The organism is Microbacterium sp. (assembly GCF_011620665.1).
Classification (GTDB): Bacteria; Actinomycetota; Actinomycetes; order Actinomycetales; family Microbacteriaceae; genus Microbacterium.
On sequence record NZ_WOYQ01000022.1, the window covers coordinates 76,653 to 92,633 of the forward strand.

Consider the following 15,981-nt stretch of genomic DNA (forward strand, 5'->3'; position numbering starts at 1 on the left):
GTCATCGCAGCAGTCGCAGGCACTCGAGTGCCTCGCCCGCGCGCCGGAAGTCGCCTACATCGCGGAACGTACCGCTGGCGGGATGAAATCGGCGGGCCCGGTAGCGCATGTCGTCCGGCTCCCCGGATGCCACGAGCTGACCGAGTGCGCGACCGGCATGGTCGAGCACTCGCCACCGTTGCGCGCCTATCGGGACGACGCGTACCCGGGCCGCGTGGATGGTTGACGGGGCAAGCCCGATGATGGTCATGGCAGATTCCTCTCCGTTGGCTGATGGTCCCTTGACCGAACGCTACGCGCGACCTCCGACACCGCGATCCGGCGTCCATCAGTACCTTTCCTCCCCAGCGCGCAGATCTCCGGTCCTCTCCACAGATCGAGTCCTCTGGGCACTGCGGCGAGCCGCGGCGCTGCACTCTGAATGTGCTTCGGCCACGGTGGGCACACGGTGTCGGAGCGGGCCGAGGACCGACTTCGGCATACGAGAGAGGATCTGTCATGACCGAATACATCACCGTCGTGGGCAACATTGCCGATGTTCCCGTGAGGCGGGAACTGCCGGGAGGCGACACGGTTGCGAGGTTCCGTCTCGCCGCCACGACTCAGCGCCGCCAAGAAGACGGGGCGTGGGTCGACGCGCACACGAGTTGGTACGCCGTTTCGGCATATCGACGGCTGGGCGAGCATGCGCTCGCTTCGCTCGAGAAGGGCCAGCGCGTCATCGTCAACGGAAGATTCCGCGTGCGCCAGTGGGAGTCCAACGGCAAACACGGCACCGACGCCGAGATAGACGCCGATGCACTCGGTCACGATCTTCTGTTCGGCACGACGAGCTTCTACCGTGACGAGCGCAACCGCGTTGCGGCGCGGGCCGAGACGGAACAGCCCTCGGAGTCGGGCTGGGCTCCGTCTGCGGGGGAGCAGCAGCCGGACTCGGCCGCGCACCCAGAACAGCAGTCTGAGGAGTCTGAGCAGGCTGCGGAGCAGGCGGAGACCTCCACGCCGACGCCGCACTTGGTCGGTGTCGGCGGGTGGGACAGGCGGCCGCTGGGCGACTCGACGCCCTTCTGACGGATGCCGATGTCACCGGTTCGGCGTCGCCGATCCGTCGGGTCAGACGACCTAGACTGCTCGGGTGCGTCGAACCGATCCTCGTCCCGCTCGCCTGCCCGCCGTCGCGGTCACGGTGGTCATGGGCGTGCTGGCAGGGTCTGGGTGCGCCGCGGCTCCTGAACCTGCTCCCGCGACTGAATCTGCTCCGGCGAGCCCGACGGCATCCGCGACTGCAACCGACGCCCCGACCTCTGGACCGGCACTCATCCCGGACGGATCGGCCGACGACAACCTGCCATACTTCAGCGCGGTGATCAAGGGCGTCTGGGGCACCGACCAGAGCGTCCAGGGCCGCTCCTACATCGACGCGCTCGTCGCCGCCGGCTTTCCGAAGGCCGAGATGGAGCTCACGCAGGATCGCACCACCGTGGACAACCCTGCCGATGCGATCCAGTTCTCGGTCCGCTGGCGGGGCGAGTGTCTCGTCGGCCAGGTGGGGCCCTCGACGCCGGAGCCCACCGCGGTGGTGCTTCCGCAGGTGCCCGGTGGCACGTGTCTGATCGGGCAGACGCGGCCCATCGACTGGTGAGGGCCGTGCCACTGCCCACGTAGACTGGGGGCGATATGGCCGAATACATCTACTCCATGGTCCGTGCCCGTAAGGCGGTCGGCGAGAAGCTGATCCTCGACGACGTCACGATGGCGTTCCTGCCCGGCGCCAAGATCGGCATGGTCGGGCCGAACGGCGCTGGAAAGTCGACGATCCTGAAGATCATGGCCGGGCTGGACAACCCGTCCAACGGCGAGGCCAAGCTCGCGCCGGGATTCACCGTCGGCATCCTCATGCAGGAGCCCGAGCTCGACGACACCAAGACCGTGCTCGAGAACATCGAGGACGGCGTTGCGATCAAGGCGAAGCTCGACCGGTTCAACGAGATCTCCGCGCTCATGGCCGACCCCGACGCAGATTTCGACAGCCTGCTGGCCGAGATGGGCACGCTCCAAGAGGAGATCGACGCGGCCGATGGATGGGAGCTCGACTCTCAGCTGCATCAGGCGATGGATGCGCTGCGCACACCACCGGCCGACGCGCCGGTGGCCCCGCTGTCGGGTGGAGAGCGGCGCCGTGTCGCGCTGGCCAAGCTGCTCCTGCAGAAGCCCGATCTGTTGCTTCTGGATGAGCCCACCAACCACCTCGACGCCGAGAGCGTGCTCTGGCTCGAGCAGCATCTGCAGGCATATAAGGGTGCCGTGATCGCCATCACCCACGATCGGTACTTTCTCGACAATGTCGCCGAGTGGATCGCGGAGGTCGACCGCGGTCGCCTCATCGGCTACGAGGGCAATTACTCGACGTACCTGGAGAAGAAGGCCGAACGACTCGACGTTCAGGGCAAGCGTGATGCGAAGCTCGCCAAACGGCTGAAGGACGAACTCGACTGGGTCCGCTCGAGCGCCAAGGGCCGTCAGACCAAGTCGAAGGCACGCCTGGCGCGATACGAAGAGATGGCCGCCGAGGCGGAGGGAAAGCGGAAGCTCGACTTCGAAGAGATTCAGATCCCGGCCGGTCCGCGCCTGGGCAGCATCGTCATCGACGCGAAGAAGCTCCACAAGGCGTTCGGCGACCGCGTCCTGATCGACGACCTCAGCTTCAACCTGCCGCCCAACGGAATCGTCGGCGTCATCGGACCCAACGGCGTCGGCAAGACGACTCTCTTCAAGACGATCGTCGGTCTCGAGCACCTCGACGGCGGCGATCTCAAGATCGGCGAGACGGTCAAGATCAGCTACGTCGACCAGTCCCGCAGCAACATCGACCCGGAGAAGACACTGTGGGAGGTCGTCTCGGATGGCCTGGACATCATCACGGTCGGCAAGACCGAGATCCCGTCGCGCGCATACGTTTCGAAGTTCGGCTTCAAGGGCCCCGACCAGCAGAAGAAGGCAGGGGTCCTCTCGGGTGGTGAGCGCAACCGGCTGAATCTGGCGCTGACCCTCAAGGAGGGCGGCAACCTCCTCCTCCTCGATGAGCCGACCAACGACCTCGATGTCGAAACTCTCGGGTCCCTCGAGAACGCGCTGCTGGAGTTTCCCGGGTGCGCTGTCGTGATCACCCACGATCGCTGGTTCCTCGACCGCATCGCGACCCACATCCTGGCGTACGAGGGCACCGAAGAGCATCCCGCGAAGTGGTACTGGTTCGAGGGCAACTTCGAAGCGTACGAGGCGAACAAGATCGAGCGCCTCGGTGCGGATGCCGCCAACCCCGCCAAGTCGACCTACCGAAAGCTCACGCGTGACTGACCCCTCCACAGGCCCGGGCGCCGGGCTACGGCTGCACGTCCCCATCCATCTGCGGTGGGGCGACCTCGACGCGTTCAACCACGTGAACAACGCGACGATGCTCAAGCTCCTCGAAGAGGCGCGTGTGCGTGTCTTCTGGTCTCCGATCGACGGCGAGGTCGCACCGGACACCGCCGTCATCGACAGCGGTGCGGATGCCGGCGAGGTCACCCTCATCGCACATCAGGAGATCGAGTATCTCGCTCCCGTGCCGTACCGGCGTGAGCCGCTGGATGTCCAGATGTGGTTCGGAAAGCTCGGCGGTTCGAGCGTTCAGGTCTGCTACGAGGTCCACAGCCCGACGACCGACGAGCCTCAGGAGCTCTACGCGCGGGCGACGTCCGCGGTCGTGCTGGTCGACGCGCAGACCTTCCGGCCCGTGCGACTGAGTGAGCGCATGCGGGCGGCGTGGTCGCCCTACCTCGGCGAGCCTGTCGCCTTCACGCGTCGCTGACCTCGGGCGTGACCGACCCGGCCGGGACGCGAATCATGATCTCCTGCGCGACAGTCGCGACCAGCTCGCCCTCACGGGTGAACAATCGGCCCCGGGCGAGTCCGCGACCTCCGCGCGCGCTGGGGGACTCTTGCGCATAGAGCAGCCACTGGTCGACGCGGGCGGGGCGGTGCCACCACATCGCATGGTCGAGACTCGCGACCGTCAGACCCGGCAGAGACCACGCGATCCCGTGGGCGCGCAGGACGGCCTCCTGGATCGTGAGGTCGCTCATATACGCCAGGATGGCCCGATGCACCGCAGGATCGTCACCGATCGGGCGGCGCACCCGCATCCAGACGTTCTGCGTTGCGGCTGACGCAGTCGATGTCGATGTGTAGATCGCACCGTCGGCGTGGACGATCTCGATGGGACTGTCGGCGAGAAGCCGGTGTGAGAGCGGGTGGACGTCGGGCAACGCGGCAGACGCAGCCTCGGGCGACGGCACGCCGGTCGGCATGGGGCTCTGGTGGTCGAGCCCCGGGTCGTCGCGCTCGAACGAGGAGATCATCGAGAAGATCGGCACCCCGTTCTGGAACGCCTGCGTCCGTCTCGTCGAGAACGAACGGCCGTCGTGGATGCGGTCCACGGAGAGAGTCAGTCCCTGCGCCGCATCCCCGGGACGCAGGAAATAGCCGTGCATCGAGTGGGGCACGCGATCGTCTTCGGTCGTCCGATCGGCGGCGATGATCGCCTGGGCGAGGACCTGCCCCCCGAAGATGCGTCCCTTCGGCATGCGGTGGGAGACGCCGGTGAAGATGTCTTCCGTCGTCCGCGCGCCGCTCGACGCGAGATCGAGCACCCTGAGCATGGTCGCCACCGGATCGGCCTGCTGCGCCACGTCTGCTCCTGTCCGGGGCAGCCACCCGCTGTGGGCCGCCCGCTTGATAGTTTAGGGCGGATGTCACCGCGCCTTCTGTTTCCCGATGCCCCCTCCGCCGCCGATGCGCTGACGTTCGCCCAGCGGGCAGCGCGACTGGGGGACGGGAGTGTGCGCCTTCGCGCCCGCCGTGGGACGCTGGCTCTCACCTCCGCGCCGCTCGCTCCGCAGGGTCTGCTCGACGCGACGCCCACGGTTTTGGGGATGCGCATGGTGCGTGTGGATCCCGAGCTGGAATGCGACATCGTCGTGGAGGCGACGACGGTGGCGGCAGTCCCGGATGATCCGCGCGCGCTCCTCTTGCCTGAGATGGCCGTGTCGGCTCCGTGGGCCGGGATCTCACCGCCCCGTTCGGGATGGGAAGCGGGTGGCGGGATCTCGGCGGCGACGCTCGCCGAGCGTGCGCAGTGGGGGATCGCGGCGGTCGCCGAAGCCGTGCCCGAAGCGGCGGGCGAGGAGATCGTGCGGGCCGTCCGTGCCGATGTGTGGGGTCGTGCCGACGATGACATCGACGGGCTGCCGCTCGGGGTCGCGTTCGCAGCCTTCGCACTGGGCTTCATCGGCGGCGAAGAAGTCGCGACGGTGCGATCCATCGGCCCGTGGACGAGACTGAGTCTCGTCCGTGGGCACGTGCTCACCCGGGGTACCGTGCGCAGCGGTCTCACCGGCGTGCGGGCGACCGGGCCGTCCGTCTGAGCGCGTCGGCCCGCGATCGGCTTCGCCTTACGGCTGTTGTGTGGTCGCCTGTGCGGATGCCGGTGGCTCCGACGTGTCGGGGTGGATCATCAGCCCGTCAGCGCCGTGCGGGCGGGCGGGTCCGATTCCGGTGGGCTCGAACGTGTTGACCATCGCGAACGCGGTGCGTTCCAGGTAGTCCCACAGCGTCGCGGCGTGCAACGGCGAAAGCCGCAGTTCGTCCACCGCGACGCGCATGTGCGCCAGCCATCGATCCCGCGCATCCGGATTCACGTGGAAGGGAACGTGCCGCATGCGCAGACGGGGGTGGCCGCGGCGTTGACTGTAGGTGGTGGGTCCGCCCCAGTACTGCTCGAGGAACATGGTCAGGCGTGCGGCGGCCGGGCCGAGGTCGTCTTCGGGGTACATCGGCTTGAGCACCTCATCGCCGGCCACACCGCGGTAGAACGCGTCGACCAGACGGACGAAGGTCGGGTGGCCGCCCACCTCGTCGTAGAAGCTCGTCGACTTGTCGTCGCTCATGGCCTGGGCTCCGGGGGCTGATTGTTCGCGCGCGCAGAACCCGGATCTGTCCCCGCGCCGGTCGGTGGAGTCTTTCCGGTGCGCTTCGGCTTCCAGTGGGGCTTCTCGGGAGTGGACACCGGAGTCGGGCGGGTCTTGGGCGGGTTGGCCCCACGCACGCTCTGAGCGCCCTCAGGCCCCGACAGCGTGATGGAGTTGAGCCGCGGCAGCGTGAGGCCGAGGCCGTCGATCGCGTGTTTGAGGCGCATGCGAAGTTCACGAGCGACATCGTCCTTCGACCCGGCGCGCGTCTTCATGACGAGACGGATGACGAGGGCATCGCCCGACACCGACTCGAGGCCCCAGACCTCGGGCTCCTCGAGAATGCGCGAGCGCCACTTGAGGTCTTTCGCGAGGTCTTTCGCAGCGTGCATCATGGCCTTCTCTACCTGGTCGACATCGGAGTCGGCAGCCACGGCGAGGTCGATGATGACTCGAGACCATCCCTGCGACATGTTGCCGATGCGGGTGATCTCGCCGTTGCGGACGTACCAGAGTGTGCCGTTGACGTCGCGCACATGGGTGATCCGCACGCTGACGTACTCGACGATGCCGGTCGCGAGACCGAGATCGACGACATCGCCGATGCCGACCTGGTCCTCAGCGACGATGAAGATGCCGTTGAGGACGTCCTTCACGATGTTCTGGGCGCCGAAGCCGAGTCCGGCGCCGATGGCGGCCGACAGCAGCGCGAACGAACCGAGCACGGTCGGGTCGATGACGTAGATGATCATGAGCAGTGCGATGATCGCCAGCGCGATATTGAGGATGTTCTGCAGGATCGTGCCGAGCGTCCGCGTGCGCTGGACGAGCCGAACCTGTGCCAGCGGGGAGGCATCGATGGCCCGCGTGTCGTCGACGTTCGCCTTCGATTTCGCCCCGGCCACGATCCGTCGAACGATCCGCCGGATGGCGAAGCGCAGAAGCCATGACACCACGAGGGCGCCGACGATGATCCCCACGACCGCGAGCAGGTTTCCGCCCACGTCGATCGCGAGATTGCCCCACCACCCCCAGGACCAGTCGGATGGGGGTGGTGTGGTCGCGATCGAGATGACGCTCATCGGGACGATCCTAACGAGAGTCCATGTGCGTTCCATGGCACCGCGCGCCGTCCGGCGGGGTTGAGCAGATCCGCACACCGACGCCCGCTCATAGGCGACACCGCCGCGGCCGTGAACGGCGGCGCACTCCGGGCCGCCCATCCCCCTGGCTCACACAGCTAGGCGTCCCGTGACCGCAGGATCGCCCAGCCGGCGAGGAGCGTCGCGGTGGGCCAGGCGAGCAGCGTGAGCACCGGCACGACGACATCGGTCGCGTTCGCAGCCACCAGGGTTGAAGCGGCATCCATCGGGAGGTACTGATTCAGCTCCACCAGCCAAGCCCAGGCTTCGCCGCCGATCGAGAACAGACTGAGGATGATCGGGGCGACGAACAGGAGTCCCACGGTGGCGGCGATCGCTCCCGCGCCGTTGCGGATGATGAATCCCCAGCCGAGTCCGATGAGCCCGACCGCGGGCAGGGCCAGCAGACCATACGCCAGAGGAACCGTGGAGAGCTCTGGATCGGTCCAATCGATGCCGCCGTCATCGAGGAGCGGCGAGGTGGCGGCGATCGCCATCAGAGTGCTGACGACCACGGTGAGCACGAGAAAGCCCGCCACGGCAATGGCTTTGGCCAGCAGTACGGCGCCGCGACGCGGCTCTGCAGTCAGAGTGGCGCGGATCATCCCCGTTGAATATTCACCGGTGATCGCGATGGCTCCGAAGATCCCGGCGATCAGCAGGGAGAACTGCATCGGTGCGGTGATCGCGTTCACGGGTGGGAACTCTCCGCCGAAGTCGCGTGACGCCGAGGCGACCAGCAGGGCGATGCCCACCGAAACCGCCACGGCGATGCCCAGCGACCACCACGTCGAGCGCAGGGTCGCGAGCTTCAGGATCTCGCTGCGCAGAACGCGTGCGAATGAGAGGCGAGCGTTGCGTGGGACGGACCTCCTCGACCGGGTCCGGCTGCGGGCGGCCCCGGTCATCGGGCCTCCTTCGTCTTGTATTCGACGGCTTCCTCGGTCAACGCGAGGTAGGCGTCTTCGAGTGAGCCCGCGCGGGGCACGAGCTCGTGCAGGGGGATGCCATGGGCTGCTGCTGTGTCGCCGATAGCCGCAGCCGTGAGACCGCCGACCTCCAGCACGCCGGGGGCGAGGTCGGCGACGGTCACGCCGGCGCCGGCGATCGCGTGGGCCAGGTCGGAAGCGCGAGGGCTGCGCACCGTCACCACGGTATGGGTCCACGCGCCGACGAGGTCATCCAGCGCAGCGTCGGCGAGCACGCGCCCACGTCCCAGCACGATCACGTGGTCGGCGGTCAGAGCCATCTCACTCATCAGGTGACTGGACAGGAGCACGGTCCGCCCCTCGGCTGCCAGCGCTCGGACGAACTGCCGGACCCAGCGCACACCCTCGGGGTCGAGCCCATTGATCGGCTCATCGAGGATGAGCGTCTGTGGGTCGCCGAGAAGGGCCGTCGCGAGTCCCAGGCGCTGTCCCATGCCGAGCGAAAACCTCCCCGCGCGTCGGCGCGCCACGGAGGTGAGCCCGGTGAGCTCGATCACGTCGTCCACCCGTGAGCGAGGAATGCCGTGCGTCGCCGCCATCGCGAACAGATGATTGCGCGCGCTGCGGCCGGTGTGGACGGCCTTGGCGTCCAGCAGCACCCCGACTTCGGTCAGCGGCGAGCGCAGTGACCGATACGCGCGTCCGTCGACCGTGACCGAGCCGGACGTGGGCTCATCCAGCCCGACGATCATCCGCATCGTCGTGGACTTGCCCGCGCCGTTGGGCCCGAGGAAGCCCGTGACCTTCCCCGACTGCACCGTGAACGAGACGTCGGAGACCGCCGTCTTCTCGCCGAAGCGCTTTGTCAGGTTGCGTGCGACGATCATGGGTTCGACGCTACGCGCACCGCCGGGCGGCCGCATCCGACCCGGGGAAAATCATGAGCTCTGCACAGCGGCGCCGGTCTCCTGCGCATCGCGCTCCTGCACAGCGAGCGCGCGCTCGACGCCCGCGAGGTTCTCGCTGACGAGGCGGCGCAGAGCCGGCGGGGCATCGGCATGGACTTCGAGCCACCCGCGGGTCGAGTCGCGCAGCGCGGCGCTCGCGAGCGGAGCCGGGTACAGCCCGACGATCAGGTAGTTCGCAATCTGGTAGGTCCGCGAGTTCCAGATCGGCAGCAGCATCTCGAAGTAGGGCTTGACGAAGGCAGACAGCGCCTCGACGCCGGCAGGGTGCGTCAGGCCGAGCGCAGCGGACCGGATCACCGTGTTGGGCAAACCCTCGCTGTCGACGAGCGATTCCCAAGCGATCGTCTTGTCGGCGACGCTCGGGAGCGCCGCCTTCGCCTGCGCCGCGAACTCCCCGCCCTTGGCGGTGTTGTCGGCAGCAAGCGCGTCGTCGATGTCCGCCGCCGTGACGACCCCACCCGCTGCGAGCGAGACGAGAAGCGCCCAGGAGAGGTCGGCGTCGATGTCGAGACCGTCGAGCACGGTCTCACCGTCGCGCAGGGCGCGCACCGCTTCCCAGTGCGCAGGGGTCGCGGCGGCCGAGGCGAAGGCCGTCGCGAACTGCAGCTGGCTGTCGCTTCCCGCCGCTGCGGACTGGGCGAGGCTCCACAGGCCGTCGGCGACCTTCTCGCGCGTGATGGCGCGCTTCTCCGGGGTGACGTAGGAGTTCGCCGCCAACTGCAGCTGACCGAGGGTCGTGCGGACGGTGGTCGACTCGGTCTCGGCGCCGATGTTGCGCAGCACGAGGTCGACGTAGTCGGATGCCGACGCCTCCGCATCGCGTGCCTGATCCCATGCGGCGCCCCAGACGAGGGAGCGCGCCAGCGGGTCCGTGATCTTTCCCAGATGCGCGATCGCGGTCTGCAGCGACCGCTGGTCGAGGCGGATCTTCGCGTACGCAAGGTCGTCGTCGTTCAGGAGCACGAGGTCCGGCTGAGTGAGACCCTTCACTTCCGGCACCTCGGTGAGATCGCCGTCCACGTCGAGCTCGACGTGATGGGTGCGCACCAGGGCATCCCCCTCGAGCGTATAGAAGCCGACACCCAATCGGTGGGGACGGATGGTGGGGTAGTCCGCCGGGGCCGTCTGCACGATGGCGAATCGGGTGATGACCCCGTCCACATCGGCCCTGATCTCGGGGGAGAGCGTGTTGACGCCTGCAGTCTCGAGCCACTTCCTCGACCATGTCTCGAGCTCGCGGCCGCTGGTGGCCTCGAGCTCGATGAGCAGGTCGCGGAGCTCGGTGTTGCCCCACGCGTGCTTCTGGAAATACCGGGAGACCCCCGCGAAGAACGCCTCGATGCCCACCCATGCGGCCAGCTGCTTGAGGACCGAGCCTCCCTTGGCATAGGTGATGCCGTCGAAGTTCACCTGCACGTCTTCAAGATCGGTGATCGTCGCGACGACCGGGTGGGTCGAGGGCAGCTGATCCTGGCGGTACGCCCAGGTCTTCTCCATCGCGTTGAAGGTCGTCCACGCCTCGGTCCACTCTGTGGCCTCGGCGGTTGCGATCGTCGACGCCCACTCCGCGAATGATTCGTTCAGCCACAGGTCATTCCACCACTTCATGGTGACCAGGTCGCCGAACCACATGTGCGCGAGCTCGTGCAGGATCGTCACGACGCGCCGCTCCTTGACCGCATCCGTCACCTTCGAACGGAAGACGTAGGTCTCGGTGAACGTCACCGCGCCGGCGTTCTCCATGGCGCCGGCATTGAATTCCGGCACGAACAGCTGGTCGTACTTCGCGAACGGGTACGGGACGCCGAACTTCTCTTCGTAGTACGCGAAGCCTTCGCGGGTCTTGTCGAAGATGTAGTCGGCGTCGAGATGCTGCCACAGGCTCTTGCGTCCGTATACGCCCAGAGGAATGACACGGCCTGACGCGCTCGTGAGCTCCGAGAACGCTTCTTCATACGGGCCGGCGATCACAGCGGTGATGTAGGACGAGATGCGCGGTGTCGGCTCGAACGTCCAGGTGCCACGATCGCCGTCGAGCACGGGTGCAGGCGTCGGCGAGTTCGAGATGACCTTCCATGCCGCGGGGGCCGTCACGGTGAACTGGAACGTCGCCTTCAGGTCGGGCTGCTCGAAGACCGCGAACACACGCCGCGAATCGGGCACTTCGAACTGTGAGTACAAGTACACCTCACCGTCGACCGGATCGACGAAGCGGTGCAGGCCCTCGCCGGTGTTCGTGTAGAGGCAGTCGGCGACGACGACCAGCTCATTCTCGGCGGCGAGAGTCGAAAGAGCGATCCGCGAGTCGGCGAACGCGGATGCGGGGTCGATCGATCGGCCGTTCAGCGTGATCTCGTGCACGTCGCGTGCGATCAGATCGACGAAGGTGGACGCGCCGTCGATCGCTGCGAACCGGATCACGGCCCGGGAACGGAAGACCTCCGCGCCGGTGGTCAGATCCAGCGTGATCTCGTAGGAGACCGCGGATCCTGAGCTGCTCGAAGGATCGACGATCGCGCGCCGCTCCTGTGCTTCACTCCGGGTGAGGTTCTCTCCAGGCACTGCGGTACTCCCGTGGGTTCAGGGTGCGCCACCGCGGACAGGCGCTGCTGGCGCCGACGGCAACCCGACCAGCCTACGTCTTCATAGGATGGTCGGCATGCGCATTCACATCGCGACGGACCATGCCGGGCTGGAGTTCTCGACGCAGCTGCAGCATCACCTGGCCCAGCAGGGACACGACGTGACGGACCACGGTCCGATCGAGTACGACCCGCTCGACGACTACCCGGCGTTCTGCATCCGCGCCGCCCAGGCGGTCGTGCGCGATCAGGATGCGGGGCTTCCCGCGCTCGGAATCGTCTTCGGGGGTTCGGGCAACGGCGAGCAGATCGCTGCGAACAAAGTGCGCGGCATCCGTGCGGCGCTCGTCTGGAGCATCGCGACGGCCGAGCTCGCGCGAGAACACAACGACGCAAACGTCATTGCGATCGGTGCGCGCCAGCACACGGTGGAGGAGGCGATCGGCTTCATCGACCGGTTCATCGCGACGCCCTTCTCGACCGAGGAGCGCCACGCGCGACGGATAGCGCAGCTGTCGGCGTTCGAGTCCGACGGGTCGCTGCAACCCGACCCGCGCGCAGCCGTGGGGGGTGGACGATCCGCCGAGCAGATCGAATCGGACCGTCGGCAGGCTCAAGGACCGCGGTAGTGCCGGAAGGTCATTCGGTCCACCGCATCGCGCGCGAGTTCGATCGGAACATCGTCGGGCGGGAGGTCGCCGCATCCAGCCCGCAGGGACGATTCGCCGAGGGAGCCGCGATCCTCAACGGTCGAACGGTGACACAGGCGCGCGCCGTCGGCAAGCAGATGTTCGTGGAGTTCGATGACGAGATCTGGCTGCGCGTGCACCTCGGCATCTACGGCGCGTGGGATTTCGCCGGGGAGCTCGTGATCGATCCGTCGGGGGAGCGCGCGCCGAATTCGATCGGCGCGCCGCGGCGGTCCCGGGTTCACGTGCGGATGAGCGAGCAGACGCAGGGCCTCGGGGATGTCGCCGACGAGTGGCCGCCACCGGTGGTCGGACAGGTGAGGCTGCGGCTGCTGACCGAGCTCGCCTGCGCGGATCTGCGAGGCCCGACCGCGTGCGAGCTGCAGACACCCGATGAGGTCGCCGCGAGAATCGCGAAGCTCGGACCCGACCCGCTGGTCGGCGACTCGGCGGCGGGCGAGGAGCGCTTCGTCGCTGTCGTTCGGCGGGGGCCCGCGCCGATCGGTCTGCAATTGATGGATCAGAGTGTCGTGAGCGGGATCGGCAACGTGTATCGCGCCGAGCTGCTGTTCCGCGCGGGGCTCAACCCGCACACCCCTGGCCGCGACGTCTCGGAAGAGGTGCTCCGGGCCATCTGGCGCGACTGGGCGTGGCTGCTGGCGATCGGGGTCGAGACCGGGCAGATGATGACGATGGATGATCTGGATGCCGACTCCTATCGCCGTGCCCTGGCCCATCGCGATGATCGACACTGGGTGTACCACCGTGCCGGCGCGCCCTGCCGCGTCTGCGGCACGGCGATCGTGATGGAAGAGATGGGTGCCCGGAAGCTCTACTGGTGCCCGAGATGTCAGGCGTGAGGAAGACATGAGACAGAATCCGAGTTTCGCGATGACGGATCTCACCGAGCTCCGCCGTGTGGTCGATCAGAACCCGTGGATGACACTGGTCAGCACCACCGACGGCGGTCTCGTGGCGTCGCACTACGCGATGCTTCTCGATGACGATCGTGACGACCTCACGATCGTGGGCCATGTGGGCAAGCCCGACGATGCGATCCTCGGGCTCGGTGAGCGTGAGCTGCTCGTGATCGTTCAGGGCCCGCACGGATACATCTCGCCCGGCTGGGGGGGAGCCGGGCCGAACGTCCCGACGTGGAACTTCGTCTCGGTGCACCTTTCGGGGGTCCCGGAGGTGCTGACGCCGGATGAGAATCTCGTCGTGCTCGAGCGGTTGGTTCGGCGCTTCGAATCGTCCTCGTCCGATCCGCGGTTCCTCTGGGAGCTGCCCAATGACGCGGATTTCGTGCACAAGCTGGAGCGTGGCACGGTCGGCTTCCGGCTCACTCCGACGAAGGTCGTCGCCAAGCGGAAGCTCAGCCAGAATCGGCCCGACGAGGTGGTGGACGAGATCATCCTCCAGCTCGAGCAGGGGACAGGCGGGTATGTGGATCCTCGGTTGCCCGGCGAGATGCGGCGCGCTCACGACGCCCTGCGGGCGGCGCGGCGTGCACGGGATGCGCGGTGACTCTCGCGCTCGGCGAGCGCGTCGGCGTCATCGCGAATGCGCGCCTCACCGGTGGCGACCGGCTTGATCCGTTCGGTTCCGACCCCGTCGACCTCCACCTGCGGGGCGGGCTCATCGCCGACATTGCGCCGGCGGGGGCGCTGGTCCGTCGCGGCGCGGTGCTCGATGCGGCCGGCGGGTGGGTGATCCCCGGCCTCTGGGATCACCATGTCCACACGGTGCAGTGGGCCTTGTCGGCCCAGCGCGCGGACCTCGGCGACACCGCCACGGCCGCGGAGGCGGCCTCGGCCATGGCCGGTGCGCCCGTGCTCGCCGATGGTCGCCGCATCGGCGCCGGGTTCCGCGACGCCCTCTGGCCCGACGCGATGGAGCGTCTCGCCCTGGATGCGGTGACCGGCGAGGTGCCGACGTACCTCATCAATGCCGATGTGCACAGCGTGTGGCTGAACTCCGCGGCGCTGCGTCGCGAGGGGTTCGAAGCCACGGCGTCGGGAGTCTTGCGCGAAGAGCCCGCGTTCGAGATCTCGCGGCGGCTGAACGCCGCCGATCCGTTCGTGAGCGACGTCCTCGTCGATGCCGGCCTGCGCGCGGCGGCGGCGCGAGGAATCGTCGGTGTCGTCGATTTCGACATGGCCTGGAACGCCGAAGCCTGGGCGCGGCGGCTGGGCAACGGATTCGACGCGACGCGGGTCTCGTTCGGCGTGTATCCGGAGCTCCTCGACCGCGCGATCGCGGAGGGACTTCAGACGGGTGACGCCATGGATGCCGAGGGCCTCGTGCGCGTGGGGCCGCTCAAAGTCATCACCGACGGTTCGCTCGGCACCCGCACGGCGGCGTGTGCGCAGGCCTACCCCGGCGAGCCCCGCAACCACGGCGTGCTGACCGTGCCTCCGGATGAGCTCATTTCGCTCCTCACCCGTGCGACAGGCGCCGGGCTCGCGTGCGCCGTGCACGCGATCGGCGACCTCGCGAACACGAATGCGCTGGATGCGTTCGCGATCGCCGGCGCCTACGGGACGATCGAGCACGCGCAGCTGGTGGCGCACGCCGATCTCGCCCGGTTCGCTCGACTGGGAGTCGCCGCGAGCGTGCAGCCCGCGCATGCTGTCGACGACCGCGACCTGACCGACTCGATCTGGGCAACTCAGACCTCGGTGCCATATCCGCTGCGCTCCCTCGCCGATGGCGGTGCGAACCTGATGTTCGGTTCGGATGCCCCGGTGTCGCCGCTCGATCCGTGGGCAGCGATCGCGGCGGCCGTCTTCCGCACGCGCGCCGGGCGCGCGCCCTGGCGACCGGAGCAGGGTGTGGATGCCGCCACGGCTGTCGCGGCATCCACCGCCGGAGGGTCGCAGACAGGCAGCGCGCTGTCTCCCGGCGACACCGCCGATCTCGCTGTCATCGACCGCGACCCGCTGACGGCGGACGAGCCATCGCTGCGTGCGACCCGGGTCGCGGCGACGCTCCTTGCGTCACGCCTCACTCACCTGGCCTGAACCGTTGTGGCGCCCGCTAGTGTGTGAGCCATGACGATCGCCGAAGACGCTTCGATCCTGTCCCTCGCGGGGCGCACACCGCAGCTGCACGAGACGGCGTTCGTCGCCTCCGGCGCCCGCGTGATCGGCGATGTCACCGTCGCCGAGGGCGCGAGCGTCTGGTACAACGCCGTCGTGCGCGGCGACAGCGCGTCCATCACCATCGGCGTCGGCAGCAACCTGCAGGACAACGTGTCCGTGCACGTCGATGCCGACCATCCCGTCGTCATCGGCCGCGACGTCTCGGTCGGTCACAATGCGGTGGTGCACGGGTGCTCGATCGGCGACGGATCACTGATCGGAATGGGCAGCGTCGTGCTCTCTGGGGCTCAGATCGGAAGCGGATGCCTGATCGCCGGGGGAGCCGTCGTGCTGGAGGGCATGATCGTGCCCGACGGGTCGCTCGTCGCCGGTGTGCCCGCGAAGGTGCGGCGCGAGCTCACGACCGGCGAGAGGGCCGGCATCCAGCAGAACGCTCAGATCTATCGCGCCCACTCGGCGAGCCATGCCGAGGCTTCGCCCGCCTGACGCTGCCGGCGCGAGTGGGATGTGGAGGGGCTGACGAGAATCGAACTCGCATCATCTGTTTGGAAGACAGAGG

The 15,981-nt window shown here is 67.9% G+C and carries 17 protein-coding genes; 10 read left to right on the forward strand and 7 right to left on the reverse strand.

All coding sequences use genetic code 11. The features are described 5' to 3' along the window. Nucleotide 1: 1 nt before the first annotated feature. Nucleotides 2–250: a hypothetical protein gene (locus QZV81_RS03710; RefSeq protein ID WP_292832681.1), complete on the reverse strand. Its 249-nt coding sequence runs from the start codon at nucleotides 248–250 to the stop codon at nucleotides 2–4. Between the two features lie 248 nt (nucleotides 251–498). Between QZV81_RS03710 and QZV81_RS03715 the strand changes: the two genes are divergently transcribed. The 4 genes from QZV81_RS03715 to QZV81_RS03730 all read left to right on the forward strand — a co-directional run bounded on the left by QZV81_RS03715 (nucleotide 499) and on the right by QZV81_RS03730 (nucleotide 3,850). After that, nucleotides 499–1,071, forward strand: a complete 573-nt coding sequence (locus QZV81_RS03715; protein ID WP_292832683.1) for a single-stranded DNA-binding protein — start codon at nucleotides 499–501, stop codon at nucleotides 1,069–1,071. A 64-nt stretch (nucleotides 1,072–1,135) separates the two neighbouring features. Further along, a complete protein-coding gene (locus QZV81_RS03720; protein WP_292832685.1) occupies nucleotides 1,136–1,642 on the forward strand; it encodes a hypothetical protein in 507 nt (168 codons plus the stop codon). 35 nt (nucleotides 1,643–1,677) lie between these two features. Next, complete coding sequence (ettA, locus tag QZV81_RS03725) at nucleotides 1,678–3,357, forward strand: energy-dependent translational throttle protein EttA (protein WP_292832687.1); 1,680 nt, start codon at nucleotides 1,678–1,680, stop codon at nucleotides 3,355–3,357. Next, complete coding sequence (locus QZV81_RS03730) at nucleotides 3,350–3,850, forward strand: thioesterase family protein (protein WP_292832690.1); 501 nt, start codon at nucleotides 3,350–3,352, stop codon at nucleotides 3,848–3,850. Before ettA ends, QZV81_RS03730 begins: the two co-directional genes overlap by 8 nt. Here the strand turns inward: QZV81_RS03730 and QZV81_RS03735 are convergent. Next, nucleotides 3,837–4,700 carry an acyl-CoA thioesterase domain-containing protein gene (locus QZV81_RS03735; protein ID WP_292832745.1) on the reverse strand — a complete coding sequence of 288 codons (864 nt, stop codon included), beginning with the start codon at nucleotides 4,698–4,700 and terminating at the stop codon, nucleotides 3,837–3,839. The genes QZV81_RS03730 and QZV81_RS03735 overlap by 14 nt on opposite strands. 90 nt (nucleotides 4,701–4,790) lie before the next feature. On the opposite strand from QZV81_RS03735, the gene QZV81_RS03740 reads away from it, so the two are divergent. Continuing rightward, on the forward strand, nucleotides 4,791–5,465 hold the full coding sequence (locus QZV81_RS03740) for a hypothetical protein (protein ID WP_292832693.1): 675 nt from the start codon (nucleotides 4,791–4,793) through the stop codon (nucleotides 5,463–5,465). A 27-nt stretch (nucleotides 5,466–5,492) separates the two neighbouring features. Here the strand turns inward: QZV81_RS03740 and QZV81_RS03745 are convergent, their stop codons facing one another. The 5 genes from QZV81_RS03745 to pepN form a co-directional block, all read right to left on the reverse strand. Then, nucleotides 5,493–5,987, reverse strand: a complete 495-nt coding sequence (locus QZV81_RS03745; RefSeq protein ID WP_292832696.1) for a globin — start codon at nucleotides 5,985–5,987, stop codon at nucleotides 5,493–5,495. Continuing rightward, nucleotides 5,984–7,090: a mechanosensitive ion channel domain-containing protein gene (locus tag QZV81_RS03750; protein WP_292832699.1), complete on the reverse strand. Its 1,107-nt coding sequence runs from the start codon at nucleotides 7,088–7,090 to the stop codon at nucleotides 5,984–5,986. The genes QZV81_RS03745 and QZV81_RS03750 overlap by 4 nt, the downstream gene beginning before the upstream one ends. A 158-nt stretch (nucleotides 7,091–7,248) precedes the next feature. After that, complete coding sequence (locus QZV81_RS03755) at nucleotides 7,249–8,058, reverse strand: ABC transporter permease subunit (RefSeq protein ID WP_292832702.1); 810 nt, start codon at nucleotides 8,056–8,058, stop codon at nucleotides 7,249–7,251. Beyond that, entirely contained in the window at nucleotides 8,055–8,966 is a 912-nt protein-coding gene (locus tag QZV81_RS03760; protein ID WP_292832705.1) for an ATP-binding cassette domain-containing protein, read from the reverse strand. The genes QZV81_RS03755 and QZV81_RS03760 overlap by 4 nt, the downstream gene beginning before the upstream one ends. Nucleotides 8,967–9,017: 51 nt before the next feature. Continuing rightward, the gene (pepN, locus tag QZV81_RS03765; protein WP_292832708.1) at nucleotides 9,018–11,609 is read right to left on the reverse strand and encodes an aminopeptidase N; all 2,592 of its coding nucleotides are present in this window, start codon (nucleotides 11,607–11,609) and stop codon (nucleotides 9,018–9,020) included. Nucleotides 11,610–11,706: 97 nt separating this feature from the next. Between pepN and QZV81_RS03770 the strand changes: the two genes are divergently transcribed. From QZV81_RS03770 to QZV81_RS03790, 5 genes are read left to right on the forward strand one after another with little or no spacing between them, the layout of a single operon-like run. After that, a complete protein-coding gene (locus QZV81_RS03770) occupies nucleotides 11,707–12,258 on the forward strand; it encodes a ribose-5-phosphate isomerase (RefSeq protein ID WP_292832711.1) in 552 nt (183 codons plus the stop codon). After that, entirely contained in the window at nucleotides 12,258–13,178 is a 921-nt protein-coding gene (locus QZV81_RS03775) for a DNA-formamidopyrimidine glycosylase family protein (protein ID WP_292832714.1), read from the forward strand. The genes QZV81_RS03770 and QZV81_RS03775 overlap by 1 nt, the downstream gene beginning before the upstream one ends. A 7-nt stretch (nucleotides 13,179–13,185) precedes the next feature. Next, the gene (locus QZV81_RS03780; RefSeq protein WP_292832717.1) at nucleotides 13,186–13,845 is read left to right on the forward strand and encodes an FMN-binding negative transcriptional regulator; all 660 of its coding nucleotides are present in this window, start codon (nucleotides 13,186–13,188) and stop codon (nucleotides 13,843–13,845) included. Beyond that, on the forward strand, nucleotides 13,842–15,341 hold the full coding sequence (locus QZV81_RS03785) for an amidohydrolase family protein (RefSeq protein WP_292832720.1): 1,500 nt from the start codon (nucleotides 13,842–13,844) through the stop codon (nucleotides 15,339–15,341). The genes QZV81_RS03780 and QZV81_RS03785 overlap by 4 nt, the downstream gene beginning before the upstream one ends. A 30-nt stretch (nucleotides 15,342–15,371) precedes the next feature. Continuing rightward, on the forward strand, nucleotides 15,372–15,908 hold the full coding sequence (locus QZV81_RS03790; protein WP_292832723.1) for a gamma carbonic anhydrase family protein: 537 nt from the start codon (nucleotides 15,372–15,374) through the stop codon (nucleotides 15,906–15,908). Nucleotides 15,909–15,981: the final 73 nt, after the last annotated feature.

What these genes read in the sequence shown, in the direction of transcription:
- ettA (WP_292832687.1), top strand. Translation starts at nt 1,678, where the DNA reads ATGGCCGAATACATCTACTCCATGGTCCGTGCCCGTAAGGCGGTCGGC.
- QZV81_RS03710 (WP_292832681.1), bottom strand. Translation starts at nt 250, where the DNA reads ATGACCATCATCGGGCTTGCCCCGTCAACCATCCACGCGGCCCGGGTA.
- QZV81_RS03715 (WP_292832683.1), top strand. Translation starts at nt 499, where the DNA reads ATGACCGAATACATCACCGTCGTGGGCAACATTGCCGATGTTCCCGTG.
- QZV81_RS03735 (WP_292832745.1), bottom strand. Translation starts at nt 4,700, where the DNA reads ATGCTCAGGGTGCTCGATCTCGCGTCGAGCGGCGCGCGGACGACGGAA.
- QZV81_RS03750 (WP_292832699.1), bottom strand. Translation starts at nt 7,090, where the DNA reads ATGAGCGTCATCTCGATCGCGACCACACCACCCCCATCCGACTGGTCC.
- QZV81_RS03740 (WP_292832693.1), top strand. Translation starts at nt 4,791, where the DNA reads ATGTCACCGCGCCTTCTGTTTCCCGATGCCCCCTCCGCCGCCGATGCG.
- QZV81_RS03780 (WP_292832717.1), top strand. Translation starts at nt 13,186, where the DNA reads ATGAGACAGAATCCGAGTTTCGCGATGACGGATCTCACCGAGCTCCGC.
- QZV81_RS03760 (WP_292832705.1), bottom strand. Translation starts at nt 8,966, where the DNA reads ATGATCGTCGCACGCAACCTGACAAAGCGCTTCGGCGAGAAGACGGCG.
- QZV81_RS03745 (WP_292832696.1), bottom strand. Translation starts at nt 5,987, where the DNA reads ATGAGCGACGACAAGTCGACGAGCTTCTACGACGAGGTGGGCGGCCAC.
- QZV81_RS03770 (WP_292832711.1), top strand. Translation starts at nt 11,707, where the DNA reads ATGCGCATTCACATCGCGACGGACCATGCCGGGCTGGAGTTCTCGACG.
- QZV81_RS03790 (WP_292832723.1), top strand. Translation starts at nt 15,372, where the DNA reads ATGACGATCGCCGAAGACGCTTCGATCCTGTCCCTCGCGGGGCGCACA.
- QZV81_RS03755 (WP_292832702.1), bottom strand. Translation starts at nt 8,058, where the DNA reads ATGACCGGGGCCGCCCGCAGCCGGACCCGGTCGAGGAGGTCCGTCCCA.